The following is a 25,393-nucleotide window of genomic DNA, read 5'->3' as shown; positions in this document are numbered from 1 at the left end:
GACGACAAGTAAAAAGCCCCCAGTAAGGTACTGAGGGCTAACAAGATTAGAGTGAGTAGAAGTAGTAGATTTGCGATTTCATGCGGATGATGATGCCACGAATCACATCTAGGAATGCGAGGAATCCAATCGGCTTTTCTGCACTGATCCAAGCCAAGCCAACTGAACCGACTGGGATATCGTAACCTTCAGGTTCAAGTATCTTTAAGCGCACAAAGTGGTGCTTGTTTTGCAAGTTTTTGCCCGTGGTTGCGCGAACGGATTGGTCGACACCGACTAGGTTGCTTTGTGCTTCACCAGTCGCTTCGACAATGCCTTCCACTTCCGCCGCGAAAATCTTAGCGGGGAACACTGCAGACGCAAACTCTGCCACCTGACCTGGTTTTACATTGCGAATCGCTTGGTGATTAACTCGCATTAATACATATTTCTCGTCGGTGTACATTTGCAGTCTCGGCACACGAGAAATAAGCTGACCTTCACGCAGAATAAAGTTCGTCACGAAACCATCGGCTGGTGCATAAACTTTGGTGCTTTGCAGATCCCACTCTGCTTTCGCGATGGTTTGCTCTGCATCGTCGAGGTCCGCTTGACGGCTTTCTACAGCGAGTTTCGCTTTAACGATCTGAAGCTTTGCTTTATCGGCATCGACTTTTTTCATCGCAAGCTCAGATTTGACTGTGCTGACATTTTGCTTCGCGATTTCAACTAGGCTGACTTGCTTGTCGATATCGCTGTCGGTGATGGTGTTGCTCACCACGCGGTTCTGCTCTTGGAATCGAGCCAACATTTTTTTCTGTAACTCGTAGTCCGCTTTGACAGACGCTAATTCGCTTTTCGACGTTTCAAGATCATGCAGCATGGATTGGTAAGTCGCATGAGAAATCTCTACATCCTCTTGTGCGGCAACCAACGCCACTTGCGCTGCTTCTTCCGCGACTTCCGCCTGTTCTAAGGCAATTTGATACGGTTCATCTTCGATTTCATAAATCAGCTGGCCTTCTTTCACCTTCTGATTTGGTTTGATGTGAATATGCTCCACTTTGCCGTTGATGTTAACGGAATCTGGGCGAAGCTGAATATGTGGTGATTGCACCACTGAGCCACCAGATAGATCCATTGGCGTGTAGTTGATAAGACCGACCCAAACGAACATGAGCCAACCAGTACCACCAAGATAAGCAAAACCTTTAGTGAATTTATTCCAAGGCATACCAATGAGGCGTAGGAGATAAATAAATAGTGCCCAGACTGCTAAACCTTCTAACATTAGGCTTCCTCTTGTTTCGTTTGGTTATCTTGTGGGGTACTTTTCCAAATATCACGAAGACTAATGATCGCTTTTTCCATATCGACGAACGCAACAATGACCGCTAGCACCCACACCCAGTGCCAGATAAAACCTATCCAGGTGAGCGCGGTTATCAGTCCTATCTGATGATGATCTTTACTATGGGCTTTTTCGATTGGTAATTCGTGAAACTTCCAAAATCCATACGCCGCAGCGCCAACGGTGGCGACAAGGATAACAGTCGCAAAGACATGGATAACGGTATCAACTCCCGTGCCTACGAACGGGACACTCACAAGACTCATTGAACACTCCTAAAGAAATTAGTTGAGTCTATTGTGCGTACGGTTTGAAAAGATTTGTAACACTTGATAGATTACTTCGAGCTTTGGCTGATTTTGACTTGATGTGTCGTTGGGGTGATGGGTGAGAAATAAACATTTTATTCGAGCTATTGGTTTCGTGAACATGTATCAACAAGTTTGCAAAAAATACCGAATCAATCCTGACCAACTGAGCCTCGCTCCTTCGGTATTCCGTAGCCCAATGACCTTGATTCCTGTATCTGAATTGAACTTGTTGTTTCGCGAATTGGAAACGCTAAGTGGTGATCCTGATTACATCATTAATATGATCACAGAGCTCAAAATGTTTGAGTTAGGGGCGATTGGTCGCTGGATGTTTTCTGGCCACGATTTAGCGTCAACGATTCGGCGTATTAACTATGGATCAAGCTGTCTACAGTCAGGTGCTTATATGGCAGGCTCACAGGTGGGCTCGATCGTAAAGTGGACTTACAGTAACCCTTTTGTCGAGAGCGATGTGAAGATTCACGACAGCGCTCGTGTGGCTGCTTTCATGCTAAATGTAATGAGAATCCATTTAGGTGAAGCATTCACTCCTATGCGGGTGATGTTGTCTGGCACTCGCAAAAATAAGCAAGCTTACAATGAGTATTTTGGATGTGAGATTGGCTGGAACCATAATCGTACCGAATTGTGGTTTCATTCCGACTTACGCTTGGCAACAAAACAGCACGAACTGGTGCCGAAACAAAAACTGGCGATGAGCTTTCAAGACCTAGATGAATTTCTGAATTTGCCTCAATCGGAAGACGAAATGAAAGTCATCTATGAAGTCATTAACTACAGCTGCCACTATGGTCTGCCGACACTTAACCGAGTTGCGAGTTTATTAGGGTTGTCAGAGCAACAATTTCAGCGCCGTTTGCACAAGCAAGGGCTTAACTTCACCACGATTTGTGGCTATGTGATGAGTAATGCGGCAGTAAATTTGTTGGCTGAATCAGTACCTATCAATGAAGTGGCCCAGCGGTTAGGTTATAGCAACGTAGAAAGCTTTAATCGAATGTTTAAAAAGCACCGAGGGGTGACTCCTTCTCAGTACATTCAGCGTTTTCAAGGTTACTTCTAATCACATGAAACAAGAGCCCCTGTTGGTTGGCTAGAGTTGGGCTTCATGGTCACGATAAGCTGAATCAATCATTGGGACATCTTAGCAACGATGGTTTGAGCACTATCAAAACACGCAAAGTAAGTTTGGCCGATTTGCATCTCCAGCTCGGCTAGATTCTCTCCCGCCATAACAGAATAAATCTTATCTTGTGAGCTCAACTGAAGTTCCAGTTCTATATCGCTGCCTTGCTTGGTCATGGCAACTAATTCTGCGTTGAGGCAGTTGTGCGAACAGGTTTCAAGTTTGACTGGGCTAATTGAAACCGCTGGGGCTTTGAATAGCAGTAATACACTTGAACCAGCCTCTAGTGCTAGTTTCTTCACACTAGTATGAGTGACGGCTACTTTAACGATTTGGTTGTCGGCCAGTCGGACCGATACATGATCATTGATGCCACCCAACGCAATAGACTCAATTTGCCCAGTGAGCTGGTTTCTGGCACTAGTATGGAGCGAAAAATGCGCCATGAGATCTAGCAGACTGTTCATCTCTATTGAATCATCAAGAAGTGCGGTTAATGCCATTTCCTGAACTTGTGATGTGATGGAGTAAACCTTGAGCAAGCGCTGGCCGAACTGAGTGACTTGAGCACCGCCTCCACCTTTACCGCCTTTTTCTCGCAACACGACAGGCTGGGCAAACGCCGCGTTCATGTCGTTGACTGCATCCCAAGCTGCTTTGTAGCTCATACCAGACAGCTTCGCTCCCTGACTGATTGAGCCGGTTTGAACGATTTGTTCCAGTAGCGCGATTCGCCTTGGGTTGGCAAACAACTTGTTATCGAGATTGAGAGTCAGTAATGCTTGAAGGTCCATTCACTTATCCAATTTGTTCGGGTTAGCTATGGTTTCACCGTTAACCCGGGTGCTAAGTGCCATAAATTCTAGTGGTTAGGGGCTAACGCAAGCCAGCATTATCACTAGGTAAGCGCTAGAAATTGTGATTAATCAACTCTGCTTCACTGTATCTGCATTTGACCTTGCTTATTCGTTATATACTTTGGTATATAACGTAAGTTAACTTATCGAAATTTTTGTGAAAGAGAGACGGCGTATTTTGCTAAACCGAATGATGACAATGGCACTCTTGATTGCGGGGCTGTGCAGTTTTACGGCATCTGCAGCAGAAAGGGTGATGGTGTATGCCGCTTCTTCCATGACTAATGCACTGCAAGATGCGGCGAAACGCTATCAACTGCAACATGATGTGAAGGTCGTGCTGTCTTTCGCGTCATCGTCCACGCTAGCGAGACAGATCTCACAGGGAGCTCCTGCCGATATTTATTTGTCTGCTAACCAAAAGTGGATGGACTATTTAGTTGATAATCGCGTGGTTGAATTGAGTAATACCACTGCTCTACTGGGTAACCAATTGGTGCTTATTGCGCCGAAAGACTCATCAATCGATGAGGTTTTGCTCGATGCGAACTGGGGTGTATCTGATGCGCTTGCAGGTAGTCGGCTCGCGATCGGAGACCCAGCTCATGTACCGGTCGGTATTTATACAAAACAATCGCTCGAGTCTTTACAGCTTTGGTCAAAAGCAAAACCTCATTTAGCACAAACCAATAATGTCCGCGGAGCGTTAGCCTTGGTGGAGAGAGGAGAAGCGCCACTCGGTGTGGTTTATGCGACTGATGCGCAATTCGCTACGGGGGTAAAGGTGGTTGCTACGTTTCCGACAGAGAGCCACTCGCCGATCGCGTATCCACTTGCGTTAGTAAACCCACGTTCGGATGCAGCGCAGAGCTTCTACGATTATTTACAAAGTGAGCAAGCGGCGGCGATTTTCAGAAGCTACGGATTTGAGGTGAATTAGTGCTCAGTGAATACGAAATTTCAGCGCTAGTGCTAAGCCTAAAAGTATCAACAGTGGCGGTGATATTCAGTCTGCCGCTGGGAATATTGTGTGCGTGGTTACTGGCACGAGTGGAGTTTGTCGGTAAATCGCTATTCGACAGTTTGATACACCTCCCTCTGGTGCTTCCGCCGGTCGTCATCGGTTACTTACTGCTGGTGTCGATGGGAAGGCAGGGCTTTATCGGGCAGTGGCTATACGAATGGTTCGGAATTAGCTTTGGTTTTAGTTGGCGTGGTGCTGCACTCGCTTCCGCGGTGGTGTCATTCCCGTTGTTAGTCCGTGCAATTCGCCAATCGATAGAAGCTGTCGACATTCGATTGGAGCAGGCGGCACGTACTTTGGGTAGCTCTCGCTGGCGAGTGTTTTACACGATCACGCTTCCTCTTGCGGCTCCTGGAATCATTTCAGGCATCATTATCGCCTTTGCACGTAGTTTAGGTGAGTTTGGCGCTACGATTACCTTTGTTTCCAATATTCCCGATGAAACCCGTACTATTCCGTTAGCAATGTACTCCTTTATTGAAACGCCGGGAGCGGAGTTTGAAGCCATGCGTTTATGTATCATCTCGGTGGTGATTGCGTTGCTGTCTTTGGTTGCCTCACAGTGGTTAACCAAGAGGGCGCAAACTAGGGTGGTCAGTTCATGTTAACAATCAATATCTCGAAACAGCTTGGGGATCTTAAGCTAGAAGTGAATACCCAGTTGCCTCTGAGCGGCGTTACTGCCGTATTTGGCCGCTCTGGAGCAGGAAAAACGTCGTTGGTGAATATTTTGGGAGGCTTGTCTGCTCCCGACAATGGTGAGATCCGATTGGGGAACACAGTGTTGTACCGAAGTGGTGCTGTGAACTTACCGCCTGAAATTCGCCGAATAGGTTACGTGTTCCAAGAATCTCGGTTGTTCCCACATTACAAAGTGCGTGGCAATCTGAATTATGGTGTTAAGCACAAAGATGCCGAGCATTTTGAGCGCATAGTTGCGCTGCTTGGTTTGGAACATTTACTAGAGCGTTATCCCGCGACTTTGTCTGGTGGGGAAAAGCAGCGTGTGGCAATTGGTCGTGCACTACTTACCAAACCGGATATGCTGCTAATGGATGAGCCACTGGCCTCGCTCGATTTACCTCGAAAAAAGGAACTCATCCCTTATTTGCAAACATTATCGAAGGCGCTCAACTTGCCAGTGATTTATGTCAGCCATAGCTTGGATGAGATTCTGCAACTTGCCGATCATATGCTGGTGCTGAACCAAGGTAAGTTGATTGCACAAGGCCCGCTTACTCAAGTATGGAACAGTGAAGAAATGCGCCCTTGGCTTGCCACACAAGAACTGAGCTCGCTGATTTACGCCTCGGTGGTGGGTAAACACCCAAAATACGCCATGACTAAGTTGGAGCTGGATGATGGCAACCATTTGTGGGTGAGTGGCGACATCGAAGCTATTGATGCCAACGATAAACTGAAGGTCAGAATCGAAGCGAACCACGTTTCCATTTGTACTCAAATTCCCCAAGGCTCGAGTATTCGAAATTTACTTAAAGGTGAGATTCGAGAGTTACACATTAGCGAGAGCGGAGAACAAGTGCAGCTTAAGCTAGCGTTAGGAACGGACGAACTATGGGCGAACGTGACGCCGTGGGCATGTGATGAGCTTGAACTACATCCCGGGAAAATGGTGTATGCCCAAATAAAAGGGGTTTCAATGGGGCAGACTGATATTGCACATTCGCATTAGAATAGCATTGGAATCTCTCTTTTAATTCGCCGCTTTTCGGCGTCACTGTGCTGTAAAATGGCGTGGTCAGTTAATGTTAGTTATGCACGATAGAGTTTGTGAAGCCAATGATTGGTTACGGATAATCGATGCGTGCCGCGACATCTCCCCATTCAAACTTGCCGTGCTCTTTGAATCCAAGGCTTTGATAAACCACTTTTGCAATCATGTTGTTACTAGCGTAACCAATGTGAATCGCTTTGGGGTTGAGAGATTCGATCTCCCTTATCAGTGCTGCCATCATCGCTCGACCGTAGCCTTTTCCTTGTTGTGATTTGTCTACCATCACTCTAAAAATGTAGTACTCCTTGGGTTTTGCTTGCGCAGCCCAAGTAGCATTTTTCCATTCACTGTACATGACAAAACCTACAGGAACGCCATTGACCGTGGCCAACCTAGGCTGATAACTCGGGTTCACTGCAGCTTGTGCCATCGACAAAACGTTGTCAGACACCATTCCTTTCTGGCTCTTATCCAGTTCTAGGCTTATGACAGCGTTTAGGTTCTCTGGTGTTACCTTCTCTATTTTCATTTTTTCTCCAAACGCACGGTATGAGAACAGTATAAGGTGTGTTTACTCACCTATGAGGCCATGACTCGAATGCCAAATAAGGTGAATAAACCACCAGTGACGTAATTCATAATCCCAGATATTCGGCCGTAGAAATTTTTTGCAGACCGATGCGAAAACGCAAACGCGAGAACAATATGCCAAGCGAGGGTAATGGCGTGCATTATCAGCATAATGGCAACAATCATCGGTACGCTCATTTCTTCAGGCATAGAAACACTGAACAGACTGACGACGAAGAAGCCTGTTTTAGGGTTCAAAATACTGGTAATAAACGCCGACCAGAATATTCGTTTACTCGATGGAGACTGAACAGACTGGGAATCAGCCAATTGGGCAAGTTGCTTTTCTTTGAACGCTACGTAGATCTGGCGAAGACCTAAGTACAACAAGTAACTACCTCCGATGATTTTCATCGCAGTAAATAATTGGGGGAAGTGAGAGAATAGAATGACTAAGCCTGAGCCGCCAACAAATGCCCATATTAGAATGGCTGAACTGACGCCCAAGGCAGAAAATACGGCGAGCTTCCGATCGTAATGCAACGCAGTATTAATGGTTAACAGGACATTCGCACCAGGTGTAGCAACTGCTAGCATCCAAATGACAGCCACATGAGCCAGTATTAAGGAGTATTCCATTACCGTTTCTTCCATCGGTTCTTACAGGTAGAGAGTTGAATATACCGCTGCTTTTATGCGCGTACCATCTCTAATTAGCTTTGTAGTACACACCTACCGCAGGAATGTCACCTAGCTTCCCCATTTCCCATTGTGGATCAAATCGCTAAGGTTTTCGCGTGGCAGCCAGCCGGCTTGTTCAAGCTCTGGTTTTTCTTTGAATTGAGAGACATAGCCTAAACAAAGGTACGCAACGATTTCAACGTCTTCAGGAATGTGTAACGCTTTTCTCAGTACATCGTCGTGAATAATGCTCACCCAACCGAGGCCGATATTCTCTGCTCTGGCGGCCAGCCACATGTTCTGAATCGCACAAACCGTGCTGTACAAATCCATTTCAGGTTTGATGGTGCGTCCGATGACGATTGGACCATTGCGCTTTCTATCACACGTGACACAGATACCAACGGGTGACTCAAGAATGCCCTCTAGTTTGAAGCTCTCGTACTGTGCTCGTTTTCTCTCATCGAATTGAGCGGCAGATTCTAATCGGGCTTGGTCGTAACCGCGCTTGATCCGTTGTTTTGTTTCGTTCTCTGTGACTAGTACGAAATCCCAAGGCTGCATAAATCCTACGCTGGGTGCATGATGAGCTGCACCTAGGATACGAGCTAATACGTCATCTGGGATTGGGGTTGAGAGAAAGTCTTTACGAACGTCCCTGCGAGAGTGGATGACTTTGTAAAGCGCATCTCTTTCTTGTTCACTAATATGCATTGTCGGCCTCCCAATTAAAGGAGGCTAGTATGCGGACAAATTAACGTGAGAGCCAGTTTAAATAAGCGAATGCTTTGGAAGCATTCGCTCAAACTCTAAAGGTCAGTTTTATATCGGCCTTGAACGGCAAAGTCAGTGTCGCGAATAAACTGCTCATCCGCATCAGTATTGCCAGCAATTTCTTGACCAAACGAGATTTTCATCGGCGCTAAGTAGGTCGATTGATCCCAAGTTTTGCTGCGCAGAAACGGTTTGCCACAGTGAAAATACGCATTTTGAACCGAGATTTCCCAAACTAGCAACGCGTTGTGCGTTGTGCCTGATACTTGATGGCAAATGTCACCTTCGACCAAGGTGCAACTACCATGAACACGCAAGGTTTCCATTGTGCCTGGCCTTAGAAATATCAGTCCCACTTTGTTATTTGAGCTCACAATGTTTTGCAGCGAAAACGCGAGTTTATTGCCACGTAACTCAGGCAGTAAGAGCGTTTGAGTATCGGGCACTTGCACAAAGCCTGGTTTGTCTCCTTTAGGGGAGATGGTAGGAAATCCAAACTGATCGACAGTAGAGAGCATGACAAGTGGGGATGTTTTAATAAACTCCTGCATTCTGCTATTTAATGAAGCATATATTTTCTTAGCGGCGAGTGGGTTTGGTTCGCCGATGATTTCTCTAATCTCTTCAACCGAAGATAACTCTTTCATTCTTACGTCCTGATTGACACGACAAGCGTCTTAGTTTGATTGCAGGGTTAGATGGTTGCTAATGAAAAAGGTGGGCTTTGCGGCGGGATGCAAGGTTTATGGCTGGTGTGGAAGGGAAGTGAAAAGGGAGCACAGTGTGCTCCCTGTTATTAAGAATCAAAGTTGGTCTTCAATGGGTAAAATTCCGCTAAACCAAGCGCCCATTCGGCGCCAGATGCTGGCATCTGGCTCGCTGGTTAGTGTCTCTCCTGTCTTGTGGTCAACCCAAACGATGTCATTATCTTCAACCTTAACTTGGTAGGCCTTCAATTTGAGTTGCTTAGGGAGTTGCTCCAGTGAGCGTTTAACGTACTCAGGTTGGTCAATCACTACTGCCATTTCTGTGTTGAGGTCTGCTGAACGTGGATCTAAGTTCATTGAACCCACAAACAGTTTACGCTCATCTAGCATCATCGCTTTAGCATGTAAGCTTGAACGGCTGCTGCCTGTCATGCTCCACTTATTGTCGACGTCTGCTGTCGCTTTGACTTCCCACAAATCAACACCGCCCTCGACTAAGTCTTGTCGATACTTGGCATACCAACCGTGTACCGCAAATACATCGTTGGACGCAAGGCTGTTGGTGATAATAGTCACGTCTTTTCCAGATTTGGCGGCTTCTACTAATACCTGAGTACCTGATTCGGTTGGGACAAAGTAAGGCGATATGAGTACTAGTGAGTGCTGAGTCTGCTCTAAAAGCTCGGATAGATCATCGATAAGTTGGCTACCTTTGCCTGCAATTTTCTCTGGACGATCGTAATAGAGTACCGCTGGCCCCCAGAAAAGATGAAGATCCGATTCTTGCAGTTGAGTGTAAAGTGGCAGGGTTTTAAAGTTGTACTGTCCTTGGGAGAACTTGGCCTCAATTTGTGATTCTTCTAGCCATTGTTCGACATCTTGCGATGAAACGGCTTCTGAATCGGGGATGATCCATTCCATTGGCACCGAATAGTCACTGTTCCAGTATTTATCAAACTGCTCACTGACTTGAGTAACGGTATTACCATGAAGAAGGACATCGAAATCACCAAACTCTACACTTGATTCAAACGAAAAGTACTCATTACCGATGTTGCGTCCACCAACGATTGTCGCCACATTATCAGCCGTGAGCGACTTATTATGCATGCGGCGATTGAGCCTATCGAAATCACTTAAAAAGGCGAGGCCTCGCATGGTGCGATATTGGTGTGGGTTGAATAAACGAACCTCAATGTTTGGATGTGCATTGATGTAGGCCATGCCTTTGTCACTTCGTTTTTGCATGTCGTCGAGCAACAAGCGTACGCGAACTCCTCTCTCGGCTGCTTCATACAATCTCCAGCTGATTAATTGGCTCGTTTCATCGTTACGGTAGATGTAATACTGCACATCCAAAGTGGTTTGTGCCGATTCGATCAATGCCAGACGAGTAAGCAGAGCGTCATGGCCTTTTTCTAATGGGTAGAAACCAGAATAATCGTCGGGGTAGGTGTCTGGTTGTTCTAAAAAATTGTCGAGTATGGAACCGTGCTGGTAATCAACGTGGTGGCTGACACTTTTATCGGGGAATTTGCTCGGGTCTATTGAAGCACAGCCTGTAATGGCCAAAATCACTCCAGTTATAGAGAGCTTTAAAAGTTGAGAAAGAGTAGTCAAAGCATCGCTCGAATTGTTTCAGATACCAATAGTGTATGTGAGTCTCGCGTTTTAAGGGGATAACTGAGAGAACCAAGGTGCAATAAATATGAGAAATATCACACCCTGTTGAAGTTTATCGCCAGAAAAAGGGGTATGGTTTAGTTAGGGTCTATTGATCTTTTGTGGTTAAATTTTGTTCGGATGGGGACGCCTAGTCAAAATCGTTTTAGGCGAGGCGAAGACTGTGCAGCCTAGTCATTCTAAGTAAATAGTCTTCAACGAAGCATAAAACGATTTTAACCCGGGGCGCGTAGCCGAACCCTTCGGGCAGCCTTTGTGGTTCATTTTTACTGCGTTATGGGCTTCTCATGTAGGCTAGCTACACATCAAAGCCTTTGCCTGCTCTTGTTTGTAAAGAAATAGAAATTTCCCACAAAGTGCTGCAAAAATCATCTCGAAAGATCAACAGACCCTAATTATGCGACCGGTTGTTGTCGCCTTTTGAGCCATCTCTCCCAAGGTAGACTCAACAAGCCGAAAATACTCACTGCGTAGAGCATCGACCAACCTAGGCAAACAAATACTAGGGTACATAGAACCAGAGATAATACCGCTAACGCTTTGTTGAGCCCTGAAAGTAGCTTGTATGCCGCCAACATAGCCAGCAAATAAACCAGTACAAAGATACCATTGGCAAGCTTTAGGAAGAACTCTAAATCGAGGCCCGAAAGTTCACCCACTACGCAAGAAAATACCAACACAGCACCCACCGCTAGCGTCGCATTTGCTGGCACGCCACGCTGTGATACCTGAGCGATAGCACCGTTTGGTCGGTATTCTCTTGCTTGAGCCCACACCATACGAGACAGGCTTTGGGTGTAGAGATTAACGCTGGCAAAACAAGCGGAAAACCCGAGTACACTAATCACTGTCGCGAACTGTGGCCCAAATAGTAAGTCACTGAGCCAAGGGATCGAAGCACTATCAAACTCTGGGCTACCATAGGTGGAGAATTTCAAAATGACCACGGAACATGCCCAGTAGGTTGCACCAGCAACAAAACAACCAATGATTATCGCAATCGGGAAGTCTCGCTTAGGATTCTTAAACTCTTCTCCCATATGAGCAAACGCTTCTATTCCAACAAAGCACCAGAACATAACCCCAAGAGCGGCCGAAATTGGCCATATAGACTCGGTGTTCAATACAGGCATCTGAATATCTTGAGCCGATACTCCACCTTTCCAGAGTAGGGCTGCAACTAACGTGAAGATACTGAGCGCGATGGCAGTTTGCAGTCTTCCTGAGGACTTAGTGCCCATTAGGTTAACCACGATTAGTAGTGCAACCGTGATCAATTGTGCTGCCAACGATGAGTTAATAGGACTTGGGAGAATTTGTTGTAAGAAGCCAGCAGCGAGTGCGACAGCTGCTGGCACACCAACAGGAATCACGCTAACGAACAACCAAGCGACACTTCGCTCCAATTTACTATTGAACGCTTTACGAACAAAATAGGCTGTGCCACCAGCATTAGGAAAGTGTTTCCCGAGCTGGGCGAATGTAAGAGCAATTGGACAAATAGCAATAAACAGAACCAGCCAGGCCCAAAGTGATAGCTGGCCAGCAATTCCCGCCGCGATGGCTGGGATCATGAATAAACCCGTCCCCAGTAGGGTGGTGGAGAGTTGTCCAATGCCAGATAACAACGTGATGTCTTTTTTGAGTTGCGCCATATATTCACTCCCTGAATTTCTATTTCTAGACTACCGATAAATTCAACGTTATACATCTGGCAATTTGTCTAAGTTCGCCGTCAAAGTGGCGGTTCATTTGCCGAAATCAGCTAAATTGTGGGTTTGTGGCCTCTGTGTCGGCAAACCGAACCTTATCCCACACCTTTTAGTTGCGATTTGACTCGGATGAATACCAGCGCTCACCGTAAGCTTGCGAATAATCCGGCTCCTTAATGCTGGTGTGCAAATCGTCGGTTGCTTGCAAAGGCCCAACGACTGTGCGATACGGGAGAATACCAGCCCAAGCTGGAACATCGAGGTCGGCGTCGTCGTCATTGACGCCAAATGCACTGACTTTCACCGACGCCTCTGTGAGTGGCAATGCGAGCAGCTCAGTTGCAGCAAGTTCTTTTGCGTTACTCAAGCGTACATCTTCGCAGCGCCCTGGAGCGATTTGTTCGATAAATAGGTTGAGTAAACGATCTTTCTCTTGGTCATCCTCAATCGACGTAAACTGACCAAATACAACGGCAGAGCGGTAATGTGCACTGTGGTGAAACGCTGAACGAGCCAATACCCAGCCATCAAACAAAGTAAAGGTTAAGCAAGTTTGGGCGCCACTTTTTAAGTTCCTGAGCAGTCGGCTGTTTTTGGCACCATGGATATAGACCATGTTATCGACTCGCCATGCCAGCATCGGAATGACCACCGGGCCAGCTTCTTGCTCGATAGCGATGTGGGCAATCAAACTCTCGTCAATGATGTCATACAATTTCTGATGCTCTACGACGGCTTTTCTAGCGCCTTTTTTTATTTGGGTTCTCTGGCTATTCGATAACATATTGCTTCCTCTAAGTTGTGCCTTTGAGTTGCAATATAAAAACTAACTGGTAGGTTGATTAGAGCCACTTTTGTTTAATTAATGGATCCACTTATGCAGCCGATTGATATTGGTGATTTGTCTTTAGCCGCAGAGAATACATCGCTTCAGCAGCAACTTTTCAATGCTATTCGCAGCAAGATCGTTGCGAGCTTATGGCCTAAAGGTGGCAAACTTCCTTCAACGAGAAAGCTTGCGGCAGAGCTAAACATCAGTAGAAATACAGCGATCAGTGTTTACGAACAGCTTGCGGCCGAAGGCTATCTTCAAGCGAAAGCGGGTTCTGGCTACTATGTTGCTGTTGAGCTTCCTGAGCAATACTTAAGCCAAGGTGTAGAGCCAAGCGGCACTAAGGTAACTAGGCCGGCATTGGATGTTAATACGAGCTTCGCACCGGGCGTACCCGATCTGCAAGCCTTTCCTGCTAAAAAGTGGGGAAGGTTACTGCAGCGGCATGTCTCTAGGACGACCCTACTCGGTAATCAAGACCTTCAGGGTGACAGTGCACTCAGGCAAGCGCTTGCAGATTACCTATCGAGCAGTCGCTCGGTAAAGTGTGATTCTGAGCAAGTGATCATCACATCAGGTGCCCAACAAGCGTTAACCATCAGCTTAATGGCGACTTTGTCGGCTAATGACTCGGTGTTAATGGAGAGCCCTGGTTATATTCAGATGCGTAAGGTTATCCAGTTGCTGGGGCACCGTAGTCAATCGGTCAATATCGCGCCTCATGTAGGTATCGACTTAGAGGCGGTGTTTTCAAGTGAAGCAAGTGCACTCTATATAACGCCAAGCAACCAGTATCCGATGGGGACAACCATCAACGTGGAGCAGCGCATATCACTGCTAGAGTGGGCTAAGAAAAATCAGCGCTGGATCATCGAAGATGACTACGACAGTGAATTTCAATTTGCGCATCGCCCTTACCCTAGTTTACAAGGTTTGTCGGCCGACGTCGGCGCTGAGCAGCAAGTGCTCTATATCGGTTCGTTGAGTAAAGTGATGTTCAATGGTTTGCGGCTCGGGTATCTCGTTGCACCCAAAGGATTAGTGGAGCGATGCTTGGCGGTTAAAGATGCGTTATCGGGTGATTCGCCTACCCATGTTCAGGCGGCGTTGGCTGATTTTATTGTTGAAGGTGATTTTCTTCGCCACATCAGAAAGATGCGCAGGCTCTACAAGCAAAAACATGAGCGCATGCTTGAGGCGATTTCGACACATTTTGGTGACCGAGTTGAAGTGATCAGTCAGCCAGCTGGTTTACATGTCACGTTACGTTGGAGAGGTGATATTAGCGAGGAGCAATGGTGCGAGGCCGCGAAAGAAAGAGGCATTATTTTGCGTCCTCTTTCAATGTATGAAACGCAAGACTCTTCAGCCAGAAGCTGGCAAGGCGCAGTGCTAGGCTTTGGTAATGTGGCATTAGATAGAATCGATGAAAAAATCGCTGAGCTTGCGGATATTCTATAAAAGTGGTGTAGTGAAAATCCGCATGTAAGGAGTAGGGAGTGGGGCAATGTGTCGATGGTTAGCGTATCAGGGAGAACCGATTTATTTGGATGAGCTGGTTTATGAACCGGAACATTCTTTGGTTCACCAAAGCTTGGAAGCGAGAAAAGCGGTGACTCGAGTCAATGCCGATGGTTTTGGGTTAGGCTGGTATACCGATCGAGCAACGCCCGGACAGTTTCACGAAGTGCTCCCTGCGTGGGGAGATACAAATCTACGCTCGTTGACTCATCACATTCGCTCTCATCGGTTTATGGCTCACGTGCGCTCATCAACGGGGACTCAAGTGTCTCGCTCCAACTGCCACCCATTTATCATGGATAACTGGATGTTTCTGCACAATGGCCAAATAGGTGGCTTTGAGCATGTTAAGTTTGAATTGGAACGATTGCTTCCAGAAGAGTTGTACCTGAAAAGGTTGGGCACGACGGACAGCGAATTGATTTTTTTGTTGGCGCTGCATTTTGGCTTACATCTTGACCCTGTATCTGCTCTTAAGCTTACAATTGAAGCGATCGAAAAAGCGATGCAATCCAAACGAGTCGAAGAGCCATTTAAGGCATCAATATGTGTATCAGACGGACATCAGTTTTGGGTCGTTCGTTACAGTAGCGACAATCAGCCACCTACCGTCTTTATCAAATCAACTCAGGTTAATCAGGGACTGCCGAATGTGTATCTAGCGTCTGAGCCGTTAGAAAGCAACAAACAGTGGAAACCTATCGCTCCGCAAAGTATTTTGCACATTAAGGCCGATTCCTCAGAAAGTTACTCGTTATAAGCAAGCAGGGGTATTCTCGAGGAAAGCGCGAGGGTATCTTGCTACTGAGAGCTCACTGGCTTACACAATAATAAGATCGTTATAGGGAAGTAATGGATAAGTTTGATCAATATATACTGGATATCTTGCGACATAATGCGCGTAGCTCAGTAAGCGACATTGCGCGGCAGGTGAATTTGTCACGTTCTGCCGTTACCGCTCGAATTCAAAAGCTTGAGCAAGATAAAACCATTCTAGGCTACCATGCGCAGCTTGCCGAACCAGAACAACAGCAAACCATCCAAGCTTATTTGGCATTGAAGTTTGATATGTCCAGTACAACTCACCACTGTGAGAGTTACGCTGAACAGATATACAAAATCAATGGGGTGAAATGGTGTCATGCCATCAGCGGTGAGACAGACATGATGCTGTATGTCGAGGTGCCGACAATGGCGCGCTTAAATGCGATTCGTGATGAGCTGCAGTCTTATCCCGAACTACGAAACATCATGACTCATACGGTGCTTACCGAATTTTTAATACAACTAAATGAAGACAATACCAATGATTAAACTCGCTGTTATCGGAACCAACTGGATCACAGACCAATTTATCGAAGGGGCATTGAAAACGGGGCTGTATGAGCTTACTGCCGTCTATTCTCGTCGATTAGAAAGCGCGAAATCATTCGCTGAAAAGTACGGCAACGTTCAATTGTTCGATGACCTTGCAACATTGGGTGGCTCTGTTGATGTAGACGCTGTGTACATCGCTAGCCCAAACTCGTTTCATGCGCCTCAAGCGATCGAGCTAATGAAGGCGGGTAAACATGTCATTTGTGAAAAGCCTGTGGCGTCAAATTACACTCAGGCACAGGCAATGTATCGTGCGGCGAAAGAGAATAACGTTGTGTTGTTTGAAGCTTTCATCACCCCCCACCTGCCGAATTTCTCTGTCTTGAAAAACGCGTTAAAAGAGATTGGTGCGCTAAGAAAAGCGACGATCAGCTACTGCCAATATTCGTCTCGTTATCAAAAATACCTACATGGTGAGAATCCGAATACCTTTAACCCAGAGTTCTCCAACGGTTCCGTTATGGACATTGGCTTCTACTGCGTGGGCGCGGCTATTGAACTGTTCGGCGAGCCAGAATCGATTCAAGCTCAAGCGCATATGTTGAATTCCGGTGTGGATGGCTGCGGCAGCGTGATATTTGGCTACCCAGGCTTCGATGTGGTGATTGGCCATTCAAAAATTAGTGATTCGTATGTACCGAGTGAATTTCAGGGTGAGGATGCGGCGCTAATGGTGGACATGATATCTATTTGTAATTCGGTGACTAAGAAAGTTCGTGGTGGTGAGAGCGCCGACATCAGCGTACCTCAAGACGATAATCGAATGAGATATGAAGCAGCAGAAGCTGCCCGTCAAATCTCTGAGAATAAGATGGTCAGCCAGCAAAGTGAACGCTCACTTATCGTGGCTAAAGTGCTGACCGAAATCCGCCGTCAAACTGGCGTGGTTTTTCCCGCAGATGACGCTGTAAGTGCGGCGGGATAACTGTTATCGTGTGCCACACAGATGTTCCTATTACAATGAGAAAAAGTCATGCAAGCTGAAGTTAAATGGGTTGAAGAATTTAAGTTTTTAGGTCAATCACAGTCTGGTCATTCTATTGTGATGGATGGTAACGGTGGTGCTACAGCACCAAGCCCAATGGAGATGGTTCTGATGGCTGCAGGTGGCTGTAGCTCAGTTGATGTTGTAGACGGCCTAAAAGAAGCCGGCCAGAACGTTACAGGCTGTGTTGCCAAGCTCACGACAGAGCGCCGTGAGACTGCGCCACGCATTTTCACTGGTATTAACATTCATTTTGAAGTTTCTGGTGAGGCGCTAGACTCAGACGTTGTTGCTAAAGTAGCAGCAGATTCGCTAGAAAAGTACTGCTCTGTATGCTTAATGCTAGGCAAAGGCATGGAAATGACGCACAGCTGGGAAATCGTTTAGCCCAATTACTTCATTGTTTAAAAGGCTCTACCGAAAGGTAGGGCCTTTTTTGATCAAGTGAGTCTTTCAGGCAAGCCCAGCAATTTACTTCGAGCCTCGCATGTTGAGCTTATTTAGGTATATATTTGTCATATCCAAAGGGAAAGTAGAGAAGAAGCATGTCAAAGCGCAATAAAAACATACCGTTAGTAAGGAGAGAAAACGTTGAGTGTTTTGCCTCATTGTTTGAGGAGCTAGACAAGAAAACCTACGCATTGCTACGCGAATCTACGATTCCGCTCGATATTCATGACAGCCCTGATTATGCCTATTTGCCAGAGTCCTGTTTAAAGAACTTTATGGAAGTGCTGGGGGAAAGCTTATCAAACGATAAGTTAGGGGTTTTATTCTGGCGTAGTTGCCGAGAAACTTATGTCCCTAAATTTGTCTCATTGCTCACTAGTGGAACAACAGTACGTGAAGCGTTACAAGAGTTCTCGGATTTGCTTAAACGTGAGTCGAGCGGTGCGAATGTTTACCTTCAGAAATCTGGGGGAAGCTGGTGGTTAGTGAGAGAAAAAGCCGGGGCTGATGAAGTTTGGTTTAAATACGCAGAACTGTTTTCAGTGATGTGTATGGCAGAGGTACTACGTGCGTTGACTGACAATGCTTGGCGCCCAACTCGTATCGGTGTGTGCAGTTCAGATATCGAGGATTTTTCTAACTTACCGACCCTAGAACAGGCGCAGTTTTTTGCTGAGCGCCCTGTGACGGCTTTGGAAATACCGGAAGCGTTACTTGATGAAAAGGCTGTGATTACGCACACGGCTAGCCAAGTTTTTGCAGCCAATCATTACGCAGAGCAATCCGACGACAGCTTCGCCGCTACCTTTAAACAAGCGATTACGCCGTATGTGTCTGTCGGGAAACTGCCGATTAAACTGGCAGCAGAAATCTTGCGAATGAACGTTCGTACCCTCCAGCGTAAACTTGAAAGTGAGGGAATTATCTACAAAACACTGATTGAAGAGATGGTGTTTGATCAAATAAAACATAGACTTACTTCTAGCAGTGATTCCATTACATCCATCGCCAATAAGTTTGGTTACTCAGATGCCGCGCACTTTAGCCGTTCATTCAAGCGAATCACGGGCTTGACCCCTTCCCAGTTTCGTAAGCATCACCGTAAATAGTTCCCCTTGTTAACCAAGTAACGAAATCATTGTCATCAAATGGCAATGATTCGTGTCGTTTTGCCTCTAAAGTACACCTAAGTTACTGAATGAATGTGAGTGCCACTCATTGGTTGTTTTGATGAGTTTATGCGTCTTACCGTGTCTATTCAGTAGAAACTTAGTAGGGATACTTCCCTTTATCGACGGGATAAAAGGACAGAAGAAAGGACTTACCACTTATCTTTTGAAGGGTAAATTCGATGAAAAAAGTGATGAAATTTTCGGCACTCGCAATGTCATGTTCGGTCGCATTTTCTGCCACTGCTGGCTCAACCTTGTTTACAAATGTCGATATTTTTAACGGTACAGAAGACAAGCTGTATGAAGACCACAATGTACTGGTTGTCGACGGTAAGATTGCCAAGATTTCGTCCAGTGAAATCGATGCTGGCGATGCGAGTGTGATTGATGGTCAAGGCAAAACTTTAATGCCTGGCCTGATTGATGGCCATGCGCATATCATGATCAACTACAACTTCGATGATATTGAGAAGAACAAAGATCTTACAGACATTTCAATCAATGCTGTGACAGTCGTACAGCGTTACATCGATGATGGTTTTACCTCTGTTCGTGATGCGGGTGGCCCAGCATTTGGTTTAGCGCGTGAAATCAACGCTGGCAACATTACTGGTCCACGTATCTACCCATCGGGTGGTTTTATTTCACAAACTTCAGGTCACGGTGACTTTAGGGACCGTGCTGACGCTGGCTTCAGTGCGCAAGTTGAAGGCGATGTGTCTAACTTCGAACGCATGGGTATTGGTAATGTTGCCGATGGTGTTCCAGAAGTTTTACGTGCTACCCGTTTGAACCTTCGCCAAGGTGCAACACAAATTAAAATCATGGCTGGTGGCGGTGGTTCATCGCGCTTTGATCCAATCGATACCACTCAATACTCGAAAGAAGAAACCTGTGCGATTGTAGAGGCAGCAGCGGATTGGGGCACGTACGTCATGGCGCATACGTTCAACGACCGCTCGGTTAACCGCTTACTTGATTGTGGCGTAAAGACGTTTGAGCACGGCTTCTTCATTAACGACGACACGATGAAACGTATTGCGAAAGAGGGCGGGTACATCGTTCCTCAAATGTGGGGACTATCACCAGACCTAGCAAAGAACCCATTAATGCCAGCAGAAAAGCTGCCAATGGTTGCGAAGCTGCAAGAGCAATATGGCGACTTTGGTCAAAGGCTACTTAAACACGGTGTAAAAGTAGTATTTGCGTCGGATTACGTGGGTGTTAACTCAGATGCAGAGCGTGCTCGCCGCTACGGTAACATATTGGCATGAACTCACGCCAAGTATGCAGACGGTAGAAGACCCTTTTGCAGCGCTAGATCAGAACCAAATGTTTGATGTAGCGACGCTGGCGAGGTATCAGGAAGCGAAGCAGCAAGAAGGTTTTGTAGAAAGTAAACAAGCCACTAAGGATATTGCGCTAATTAAAGCGAGGCTTGCAGATGATGGCATCGACGTTGAGCACCTATTTAAAAAGCGCGAAGAAATCATGCAGCAACGTGAAAAATTGGCCACTTTGCCTAACCAAGATGTATTAGATGCAAACCGAAAAATTCCGGGCTTTATTACCCCGATTGAAATGGATGGAACAAAAGTCACAAAGTTTTTCCTAGTGCCAACTGCAGGCGCATGCATCCATACACCGCCACCTCCGCCAAACCAATTGGTTATGATCGATTACCCACAAGGAATCGAGCTAATAACCCTTGCGACACCTGTGTGGGTTGAGGGAACGTTGGTCGCAGAAGGTTCGGTAGAGAACGTTAATTACTCAGACGGAGCTGCCGATGTGGAATCTGTTTATTCCATGAATGCTGAAGATGTAGAGTTTTATCAGCCATAAGCGATTTCTCACCTATGATTTTGTCATCAAATGGCAATTCGAAGTTCTTGAAAAATTAGTCTTTTACGTCTAAGTTACTGAATGTATCCAGTTGTTGTATAAGTCACTGATATATCCAGTAACTTTTTTGTATCAGTCGAACAAGTCACTAGAAGGAGTTGCCCCTAAAACACATAACAACACAACTATTCCCCCGGATGGAGAGTAGTTCCCAAGAGTCCTTCTCTTTTTACAAGGAAAAATAATGAATAAAGCAATAAAACTGTCTGCTGTTGCGCTCTCTTGCTCGATTGCCTTTTCTGCTTCAGCGGCTTCAACCATTATTAGCAACGTTAACATCTTCAACGGCGTCGACAACAAATTGTACGAGAATCACCACGTACTGATTGTCGATAACAAGATCGAAAAAATCTCTACTCAACCTATTCAAGCTGATGACGCAACTGTTGTGGATGCTGATGGGAAAACCATGATCCCAGGCCTTATCGACATGCACTCTCACCTGTGTATTCAAGAAGGGATGTTGGTAGGTCGAGATGACTACGACCAAATGGCAATGGGAGCACGTACTTACGTTTCCATGCAGCAATATCTAGAGCAAGGCTTCACTACTGCCCGCGATGCAGGCTGTAACATCCTTGGTGTTGCAAAAGCCGTGAACAATGGCTTGATCGACGGTCCGCGTATTTATCCGTCCGGTGGCTTCCTAAGCCAAACAGGTGGCCATGCCGATACGGGCAGCTTCAACGATCAACCGGGCCGTGTAGATGACCTTGAGCGCCATGGCTTTGGCTACATTGTCGATGGCAAAACTGAAGTGCGTCGAGCAGCACGTCAGAACCTTCGTGCTGGTGCAACTCAAATTAAAGTCATGGCTGGCGGCGGTGTGGCCAGTGAGTTTGACCCAATCCATATGACGCAAATGTCGGTGGAAGAGCTGGAAGCGGCTGTGGAAGTGGCAAAAGATTACGGCACATACGTGACAGTGCATGCTTACCATGACCGCTCAGTAAACCGTGCGATTGATGCTGGTGTACGTACCATTGAGCATAACTTCCTGGTGTCTGAAGACACAATGAAGCGTATGAAGAAAGAAGGCGTAGCACTTTCTGCTCAAGCTGTAATGTCATTGAAAGCATTCGCAGATCCAGAGTCGATTACTTTCTTTAGCCCAGACCAAAAAGCAAAAGCGTCAAAGGTGTATGAAGGTGCACTGCAGATGTTTAAATGGGCTAAGAAACATGATGTCCTAGTGGTCACCGGTGGTGATATGTTTGGACCTGCGTATAACATGGCTCAAGCCGAGAACATGATTTACATGCAGAAAGCGGGCTATACCCCATACGATATCTTGAAAATGGGTACTTCAAATGCAGCAGAAGTATTGAGCTGGAGTGGTGGTATGAACCCATACAAATACGGTTCATTGGGTAAAATCGAGGCTGGCGCGTATGCAGATTTAATTCTAATCGATGGTAACCCACTGGAGGACATCGAAATATTGAGCCAATATCAAGAGAAGTTCCAGTACATCATGAAAGACGGCAAGGTGTACAAGAACACGCTGTAACTTGTTGATGTGCTAGGTGTGAGCGCAGGGCCAATCGTGCTTCTGCGCTCTTTATTTCTCTATCAAGTTAATGTGAGGATGTATGGCTCGATACAACAAAGTTCTCGTTTTCATTGCTGCGTTCTTCCTTTCATTGAGCGCGCTTGCTCAAGAGTCCAAAACGTTATTTTGGGAAGATCTATTACCCCAAATAGATACGATTGAGGATCCATTTGAAGCGCTGACCTTAGATCAAATGTATGACCTCAGCACGATTGCTGAATTCAAACATGCGCAAACGCAGCCAGATTTTGAGCCAAGCGAGGCTCAGTTAGCTGAAGTTAAGCAAGCGCGAGAACAGCTAAAACAAGGCAATGTGGATGTGGATTATCTCTTCTCGATGCGTGAAAAAATTGCTCAGCAGCGTAAGGCCTTGGCGACTCAGCCTAATACGCAAGCTCTGAATGGCAAGCGCCGTATTCCTGGCTATATTACGCCGCTTGAAACCGATGGTAGCAAAGTCACTCAATTCTTCTTGGTACCAACGGCTGGTGCTTGCATTCATACACCACCTCCTCCCCCAAACCAACTAGTGCTCGTTACCTTTCCTGAAGGTGTAGAGTTGCCTTCGTTGGAGACACCATTTTGGGTTGAGGGTGAATTAATCAGTGAGCTGACTGAACAAACCGTTAATTACTACGACGGAGCCAGCGATGTTAAGTCTGTCTACCAGATGGATGCGTCGACGGTTGAATTGTATTTATAAACGTATCGCCGACAGGTGAGTTAATGAATACGCTGTCACCAAATGGCAATTATTCTTTCACTCAATATATAAAATAAAAACAGTATTCAATATTAAGCAGTGGGTATAACGATGAAATTAACAAAATTAAGTCTAACGATAGGGCTGGCGCTTTGTTCTGCAGGAGCGATGGCTGATGGCGCCAATTTTGGTAGTCCAGATACCGTAGAAAATACCATTGCTTCGCAAACGGCTGCGAAGAAAACGTGGCGAGAAAACTTAGCAGACAACGGAATCACAATGGGAGCAGACTACTTTGCTCTAGGCCTGCATTCATCTGATGGAGTTAATGGTGGTGACGTCTCTAATGCTTCTGGGATCGCGCGATTTTATGGTTCTTGGAATTTGGTAGGCCAAGAGTCTGGAAATACAGGCGGTATCGTATGGAAAGTAGAACATCGCCATGCATATACCGACTACGCTCCGAAAGACTTTTCAGGAACCACGTTTAAAAGCCCTGACAACATCGGTTATGTTGGCATGATTTCTCCAGCCTACAGCGACCAAGGCTTTCGTGTAACCAACCTCCATTGGAAGCAAAAGTTCAATGGCGGCAAGACATCACTGATTGTTGGTTGGCAGGATGTCACGGATTATGTTGATACGTATGCACTGGCTAGTCCGTGGACCGGATTTTCTAATCTAGCGTTTAGTACCGGTGCTGGAGCAATGGGCCTACCCGATGACGGCATTTTAGCCATATCTGCTGGCCACATGCTAAACGATAATTTTTATGTCGTTGGTGGAATTGCTGATGCAAAAGGTAAATCGGACGACATTTTTGAAGGTTTTGACACCGCGTTTGGTGACAGTACCTACTTCACGACGTTAGAACTTGGTTGGACGGCATCGCAAGAGCAAATCTATACCGATAATTTCCACGTAACGTTATGGCATTTTAATGAAGGCTCAAGACACAGCTTATCGTCTACCGTGCTTCCCGATGGAACAGTTGTTGGTGGCGAAAGTGGTAAAGGTATTAATTTCTCATGGAGCCAGTTCCTGTCTCCTCAGTTAATGCCGTTTGTACGTGGTGGCTTTTCTGAAGGCGATGTTGCACTTTATGATAAATCTCTGAGCGTCGGCTTTGGTTACTTTGGATTAGGTGCACCTAAAAACAATTTAGGTTTTGCCGTCAACTGGTCTGAAACAAATAGTGATACCTTGCAAACATTTGTTGGAGCAAGTGACGATCAGTTTACCGCTGAGCTTTACTACAACATCGCAATTGGAGAGCATTTCCAAATCACCCCTGATATTCAGTTTATCAAGGACCCAGCACTTTCCGACGAAAGCAGCGCAGTCGTGTTTGGCCTGCGTGGTCGAGTATTTTTCTAAACGCATTTCAGTACGAGACACGTGTAATAAAAAGCCGCCAGAAGAGGCGGCTTTTTTGTACGTAAAGCATTCTAACACGATCAAGTAAGGTGCTTCGCGTGGAACGCTAAGTGCTCGTCGATGAAGCTAGAGATGAAATAGTAGCTGTGGTCGTAACCTGGCTGCATTCTTACTTCTATCGTAGACGCGTGAACCTTAGCGGCTTCGATAAGTGCTTCTGGCTTTAGTTGCTCGGTTAGGAAACCATCGGCATCGCCTTGGTCGACCAACATTGGTAATTCACTTTTGGCTTGCTTCAAGAGCTCGCTGGAATCGTATTGCTTCCAACTTTCAACATCCGAGCCCAGATAAGCACTAAACGCCTTCTGACCCCAAGGGCAACCCATTGGATTACTGATTGGTGAAAAAGCAGAAATAGAGCGGTAATTACTGCTATTTTTCAGGCCAATGGTGATAGCACCGTGCCCACCCATGCTGTGGCCAGAGATAGATTTTACGCTGGTTACAGGGAAATGTTCCTCAATGATCTTTGGCAGTTCAGCAGTAATGTAATCGTACATCTGGTAATGCTGAGCCCAAGGCTCTTGTGTGGCATTTAAATAAAAACCAGCACCTTGGCCTAGGTCGTAGTTATCGTCATCCGCGACGCCTTCACCGCGAGGGCTTGTGTCTGGCGCGACAATAGCGATCCCAAGCTCTGCAGCTTTACGAAAAGCTCCCGCTTTTTGCATGAAGTTTTCGTCGGTACACGTTAAGCCAGATAGCCAGTAAAGCACAGGAACAGGGGTTGCTTTGCTTGCATTTGGCGGTAGAAAAATCGCGAAGCGTGCAACGCCGTTTAAGCTCTGAGATTGATGCGTATATTGTTTATGCCATCCACCACATACCTTGGCTTGGCTAATATTATCTATGGTCATTGAATACCCCGAGTATGAACATTTTGGATAAAGAGAAATCATAAAGAAGCCTCCCTTTAGGTTACGGTATG

General features: G+C 46.1%; 26 protein-coding genes. 15 read left to right on the top strand and 11 right to left on the bottom strand.

Features of this window, described 5'->3' with window-relative positions; genetic code table 11:
* Positions 1-46: 46 nt before the first annotated feature.
* Together ACXABW_RS20030 and ACXABW_RS20025 are read right to left on the bottom strand one after the other, a co-directional pair.
* Complete coding sequence (locus tag ACXABW_RS20030) at positions 47-1,270, bottom strand: HlyD family secretion protein (protein ID WP_252032075.1); 1,224 nt, start codon at positions 1,268-1,270, stop codon at positions 47-49.
* Positions 1,270-1,596, bottom strand: a complete 327-nt coding sequence (locus ACXABW_RS20025; protein WP_265688626.1) for an MFS transporter — start codon at positions 1,594-1,596, stop codon at positions 1,270-1,272. Before ACXABW_RS20025 ends, ACXABW_RS20030 begins: the two co-directional genes overlap by 1 nt.
* A 121-nt stretch (positions 1,597-1,717) precedes the next feature.
* Between ACXABW_RS20025 and ACXABW_RS20020 the strand changes: the two genes are divergently transcribed.
* The gene (locus tag ACXABW_RS20020) at positions 1,718-2,725 is read left to right on the top strand and encodes an AraC family transcriptional regulator (RefSeq protein WP_252032069.1); all 1,008 of its coding nucleotides are present in this window, start codon (positions 1,718-1,720) and stop codon (positions 2,723-2,725) included.
* Positions 2,726-2,793: 68 nt separating this feature from the next.
* On the opposite strand, the gene ACXABW_RS20015 is transcribed toward ACXABW_RS20020, so the two are convergent.
* Positions 2,794-3,582 (bottom strand): TOBE domain-containing protein, encoded by a 789-nt coding sequence (locus tag ACXABW_RS20015; protein WP_457525203.1) that lies wholly within the window; start codon positions 3,580-3,582, stop codon positions 2,794-2,796.
* 220 nt (positions 3,583-3,802) lie between these two features.
* On the opposite strand from ACXABW_RS20015, the gene modA reads away from it, so the two are divergent.
* From modA to modC, 3 genes are read left to right on the top strand one after another with little or no spacing between them, the layout of a single operon-like run.
* The gene (modA, locus tag ACXABW_RS20010) at positions 3,803-4,585 is read left to right on the top strand and encodes a molybdate ABC transporter substrate-binding protein (protein ID WP_457525201.1); all 783 of its coding nucleotides are present in this window, start codon (positions 3,803-3,805) and stop codon (positions 4,583-4,585) included.
* On the top strand, positions 4,585-5,277 hold the full coding sequence (gene modB, locus ACXABW_RS20005; RefSeq protein WP_457525199.1) for a molybdate ABC transporter permease subunit: 693 nt from the start codon (positions 4,585-4,587) through the stop codon (positions 5,275-5,277). The genes modA and modB overlap by 1 nt, the downstream gene beginning before the upstream one ends.
* A complete protein-coding gene (gene modC, locus ACXABW_RS20000) occupies positions 5,271-6,362 on the top strand; it encodes a molybdenum ABC transporter ATP-binding protein ModC (RefSeq protein WP_457525198.1) in 1,092 nt (363 codons plus the stop codon). The genes modB and modC overlap by 7 nt, the downstream gene beginning before the upstream one ends.
* A gap of 115 nt (positions 6,363-6,477) precedes the next feature.
* Here modC and ACXABW_RS19995 read toward each other — a convergent pair whose 3' ends face one another.
* The 7 genes from ACXABW_RS19995 to ACXABW_RS19965 all read right to left on the bottom strand — a co-directional run bounded on the left by ACXABW_RS19995 (position 6,478) and on the right by ACXABW_RS19965 (position 13,315).
* Entirely contained in the window at positions 6,478-6,933 is a 456-nt protein-coding gene (locus ACXABW_RS19995) for an N-acetyltransferase family protein (protein WP_457525196.1), read from the bottom strand.
* Between the two features lie 50 nt (positions 6,934-6,983).
* Positions 6,984-7,613, bottom strand: a complete 630-nt coding sequence (locus ACXABW_RS19990; protein ID WP_457525194.1) for a LysE family translocator — start codon at positions 7,611-7,613, stop codon at positions 6,984-6,986.
* Between the two features lie 111 nt (positions 7,614-7,724).
* A complete protein-coding gene (bluB, locus tag ACXABW_RS19985) occupies positions 7,725-8,369 on the bottom strand; it encodes a 5,6-dimethylbenzimidazole synthase (protein WP_457525192.1) in 645 nt (214 codons plus the stop codon).
* Positions 8,370-8,464: 95 nt separating this feature from the next.
* The gene (locus tag ACXABW_RS19980; RefSeq protein WP_457525190.1) at positions 8,465-9,076 is read right to left on the bottom strand and encodes a pyridoxamine 5'-phosphate oxidase family protein; all 612 of its coding nucleotides are present in this window, start codon (positions 9,074-9,076) and stop codon (positions 8,465-8,467) included.
* Positions 9,077-9,232: 156 nt separating this feature from the next.
* Positions 9,233-10,714, bottom strand: a complete 1,482-nt coding sequence (locus tag ACXABW_RS19975; protein WP_457527152.1) for a phospholipase D family protein — start codon at positions 10,712-10,714, stop codon at positions 9,233-9,235.
* Positions 10,715-11,214: 500 nt separating this feature from the next.
* Complete coding sequence (gene yjeH / locus ACXABW_RS19970) at positions 11,215-12,474, bottom strand: L-methionine/branched-chain amino acid transporter (RefSeq protein ID WP_457525188.1); 1,260 nt, start codon at positions 12,472-12,474, stop codon at positions 11,215-11,217.
* 166 nt (positions 12,475-12,640) lie between these two features.
* Positions 12,641-13,315 carry a pyridoxamine 5'-phosphate oxidase family protein gene (locus ACXABW_RS19965; RefSeq protein ID WP_265688914.1) on the bottom strand — a complete coding sequence of 225 codons (675 nt, stop codon included), beginning with the start codon at positions 13,313-13,315 and terminating at the stop codon, positions 12,641-12,643.
* 93 nt (positions 13,316-13,408) lie between these two features.
* Here ACXABW_RS19965 and pdxR point away from each other — a divergent pair, with 93 nt between their 5' ends.
* The 11 genes from pdxR to ACXABW_RS19910 all read left to right on the top strand — a co-directional run bounded on the left by pdxR (position 13,409) and on the right by ACXABW_RS19910 (position 24,405).
* Positions 13,409-14,824, top strand: a complete 1,416-nt coding sequence (gene pdxR / locus ACXABW_RS19960; RefSeq protein WP_457525187.1) for a MocR-like pyridoxine biosynthesis transcription factor PdxR — start codon at positions 13,409-13,411, stop codon at positions 14,822-14,824.
* A 46-nt stretch (positions 14,825-14,870) separates the two neighbouring features.
* Complete coding sequence (locus tag ACXABW_RS19955) at positions 14,871-15,644, top strand: class II glutamine amidotransferase (protein ID WP_457525185.1); 774 nt, start codon at positions 14,871-14,873, stop codon at positions 15,642-15,644.
* 92 nt (positions 15,645-15,736) lie between these two features.
* Positions 15,737-16,198, top strand: coding sequence for an Lrp/AsnC family transcriptional regulator (locus tag ACXABW_RS19950; RefSeq protein ID WP_457525183.1), 462 nt, complete (start codon positions 15,737-15,739; stop codon positions 16,196-16,198).
* Complete coding sequence (locus ACXABW_RS19945) at positions 16,191-17,186, top strand: Gfo/Idh/MocA family protein (protein WP_457525181.1); 996 nt, start codon at positions 16,191-16,193, stop codon at positions 17,184-17,186. The genes ACXABW_RS19950 and ACXABW_RS19945 overlap by 8 nt, the downstream gene beginning before the upstream one ends.
* Before the next feature lie 48 nt (positions 17,187-17,234).
* Entirely contained in the window at positions 17,235-17,633 is a 399-nt protein-coding gene (locus ACXABW_RS19940; protein ID WP_252032037.1) for an OsmC family protein, read from the top strand.
* Positions 17,634-17,791: 158 nt separating this feature from the next.
* Complete coding sequence (locus tag ACXABW_RS19935) at positions 17,792-18,805, top strand: helix-turn-helix domain-containing protein (RefSeq protein WP_457525179.1); 1,014 nt, start codon at positions 17,792-17,794, stop codon at positions 18,803-18,805.
* 242 nt (positions 18,806-19,047) lie between these two features.
* Positions 19,048-20,142 carry an amidohydrolase family protein gene (locus ACXABW_RS19930; RefSeq protein WP_457525177.1) on the top strand — a complete coding sequence of 365 codons (1,095 nt, stop codon included), beginning with the start codon at positions 19,048-19,050 and terminating at the stop codon, positions 20,140-20,142.
* Positions 20,102-20,713, top strand: coding sequence for a DUF3299 domain-containing protein (locus ACXABW_RS19925; protein WP_457525175.1), 612 nt, complete (start codon positions 20,102-20,104; stop codon positions 20,711-20,713). The genes ACXABW_RS19930 and ACXABW_RS19925 overlap by 41 nt, the downstream gene beginning before the upstream one ends.
* A gap of 244 nt (positions 20,714-20,957) precedes the next feature.
* Positions 20,958-22,283 carry an amidohydrolase family protein gene (locus tag ACXABW_RS19920; RefSeq protein WP_457525174.1) on the top strand — a complete coding sequence of 442 codons (1,326 nt, stop codon included), beginning with the start codon at positions 20,958-20,960 and terminating at the stop codon, positions 22,281-22,283.
* An 82-nt stretch (positions 22,284-22,365) separates the two neighbouring features.
* The gene (locus ACXABW_RS19915) at positions 22,366-23,028 is read left to right on the top strand and encodes a DUF3299 domain-containing protein (protein ID WP_457525172.1); all 663 of its coding nucleotides are present in this window, start codon (positions 22,366-22,368) and stop codon (positions 23,026-23,028) included.
* A gap of 111 nt (positions 23,029-23,139) precedes the next feature.
* On the top strand, positions 23,140-24,405 hold the full coding sequence (locus tag ACXABW_RS19910; protein ID WP_457525170.1) for a carbohydrate porin: 1,266 nt from the start codon (positions 23,140-23,142) through the stop codon (positions 24,403-24,405).
* A gap of 80 nt (positions 24,406-24,485) precedes the next feature.
* On the opposite strand, the gene fghA is transcribed toward ACXABW_RS19910, so the two are convergent.
* Positions 24,486-25,322 carry an S-formylglutathione hydrolase gene (gene fghA, locus ACXABW_RS19905; protein ID WP_457525168.1) on the bottom strand — a complete coding sequence of 279 codons (837 nt, stop codon included), beginning with the start codon at positions 25,320-25,322 and terminating at the stop codon, positions 24,486-24,488.
* Positions 25,323-25,393: the final 71 nt, after the last annotated feature.

The sequence above is a fragment of the Vibrio paucivorans genome, assembly GCF_054053395.1.
The sequence above is the reverse complement of the archived record's forward strand: the minus strand, read 5'-3'. Positions and strand labels throughout refer to the sequence as shown.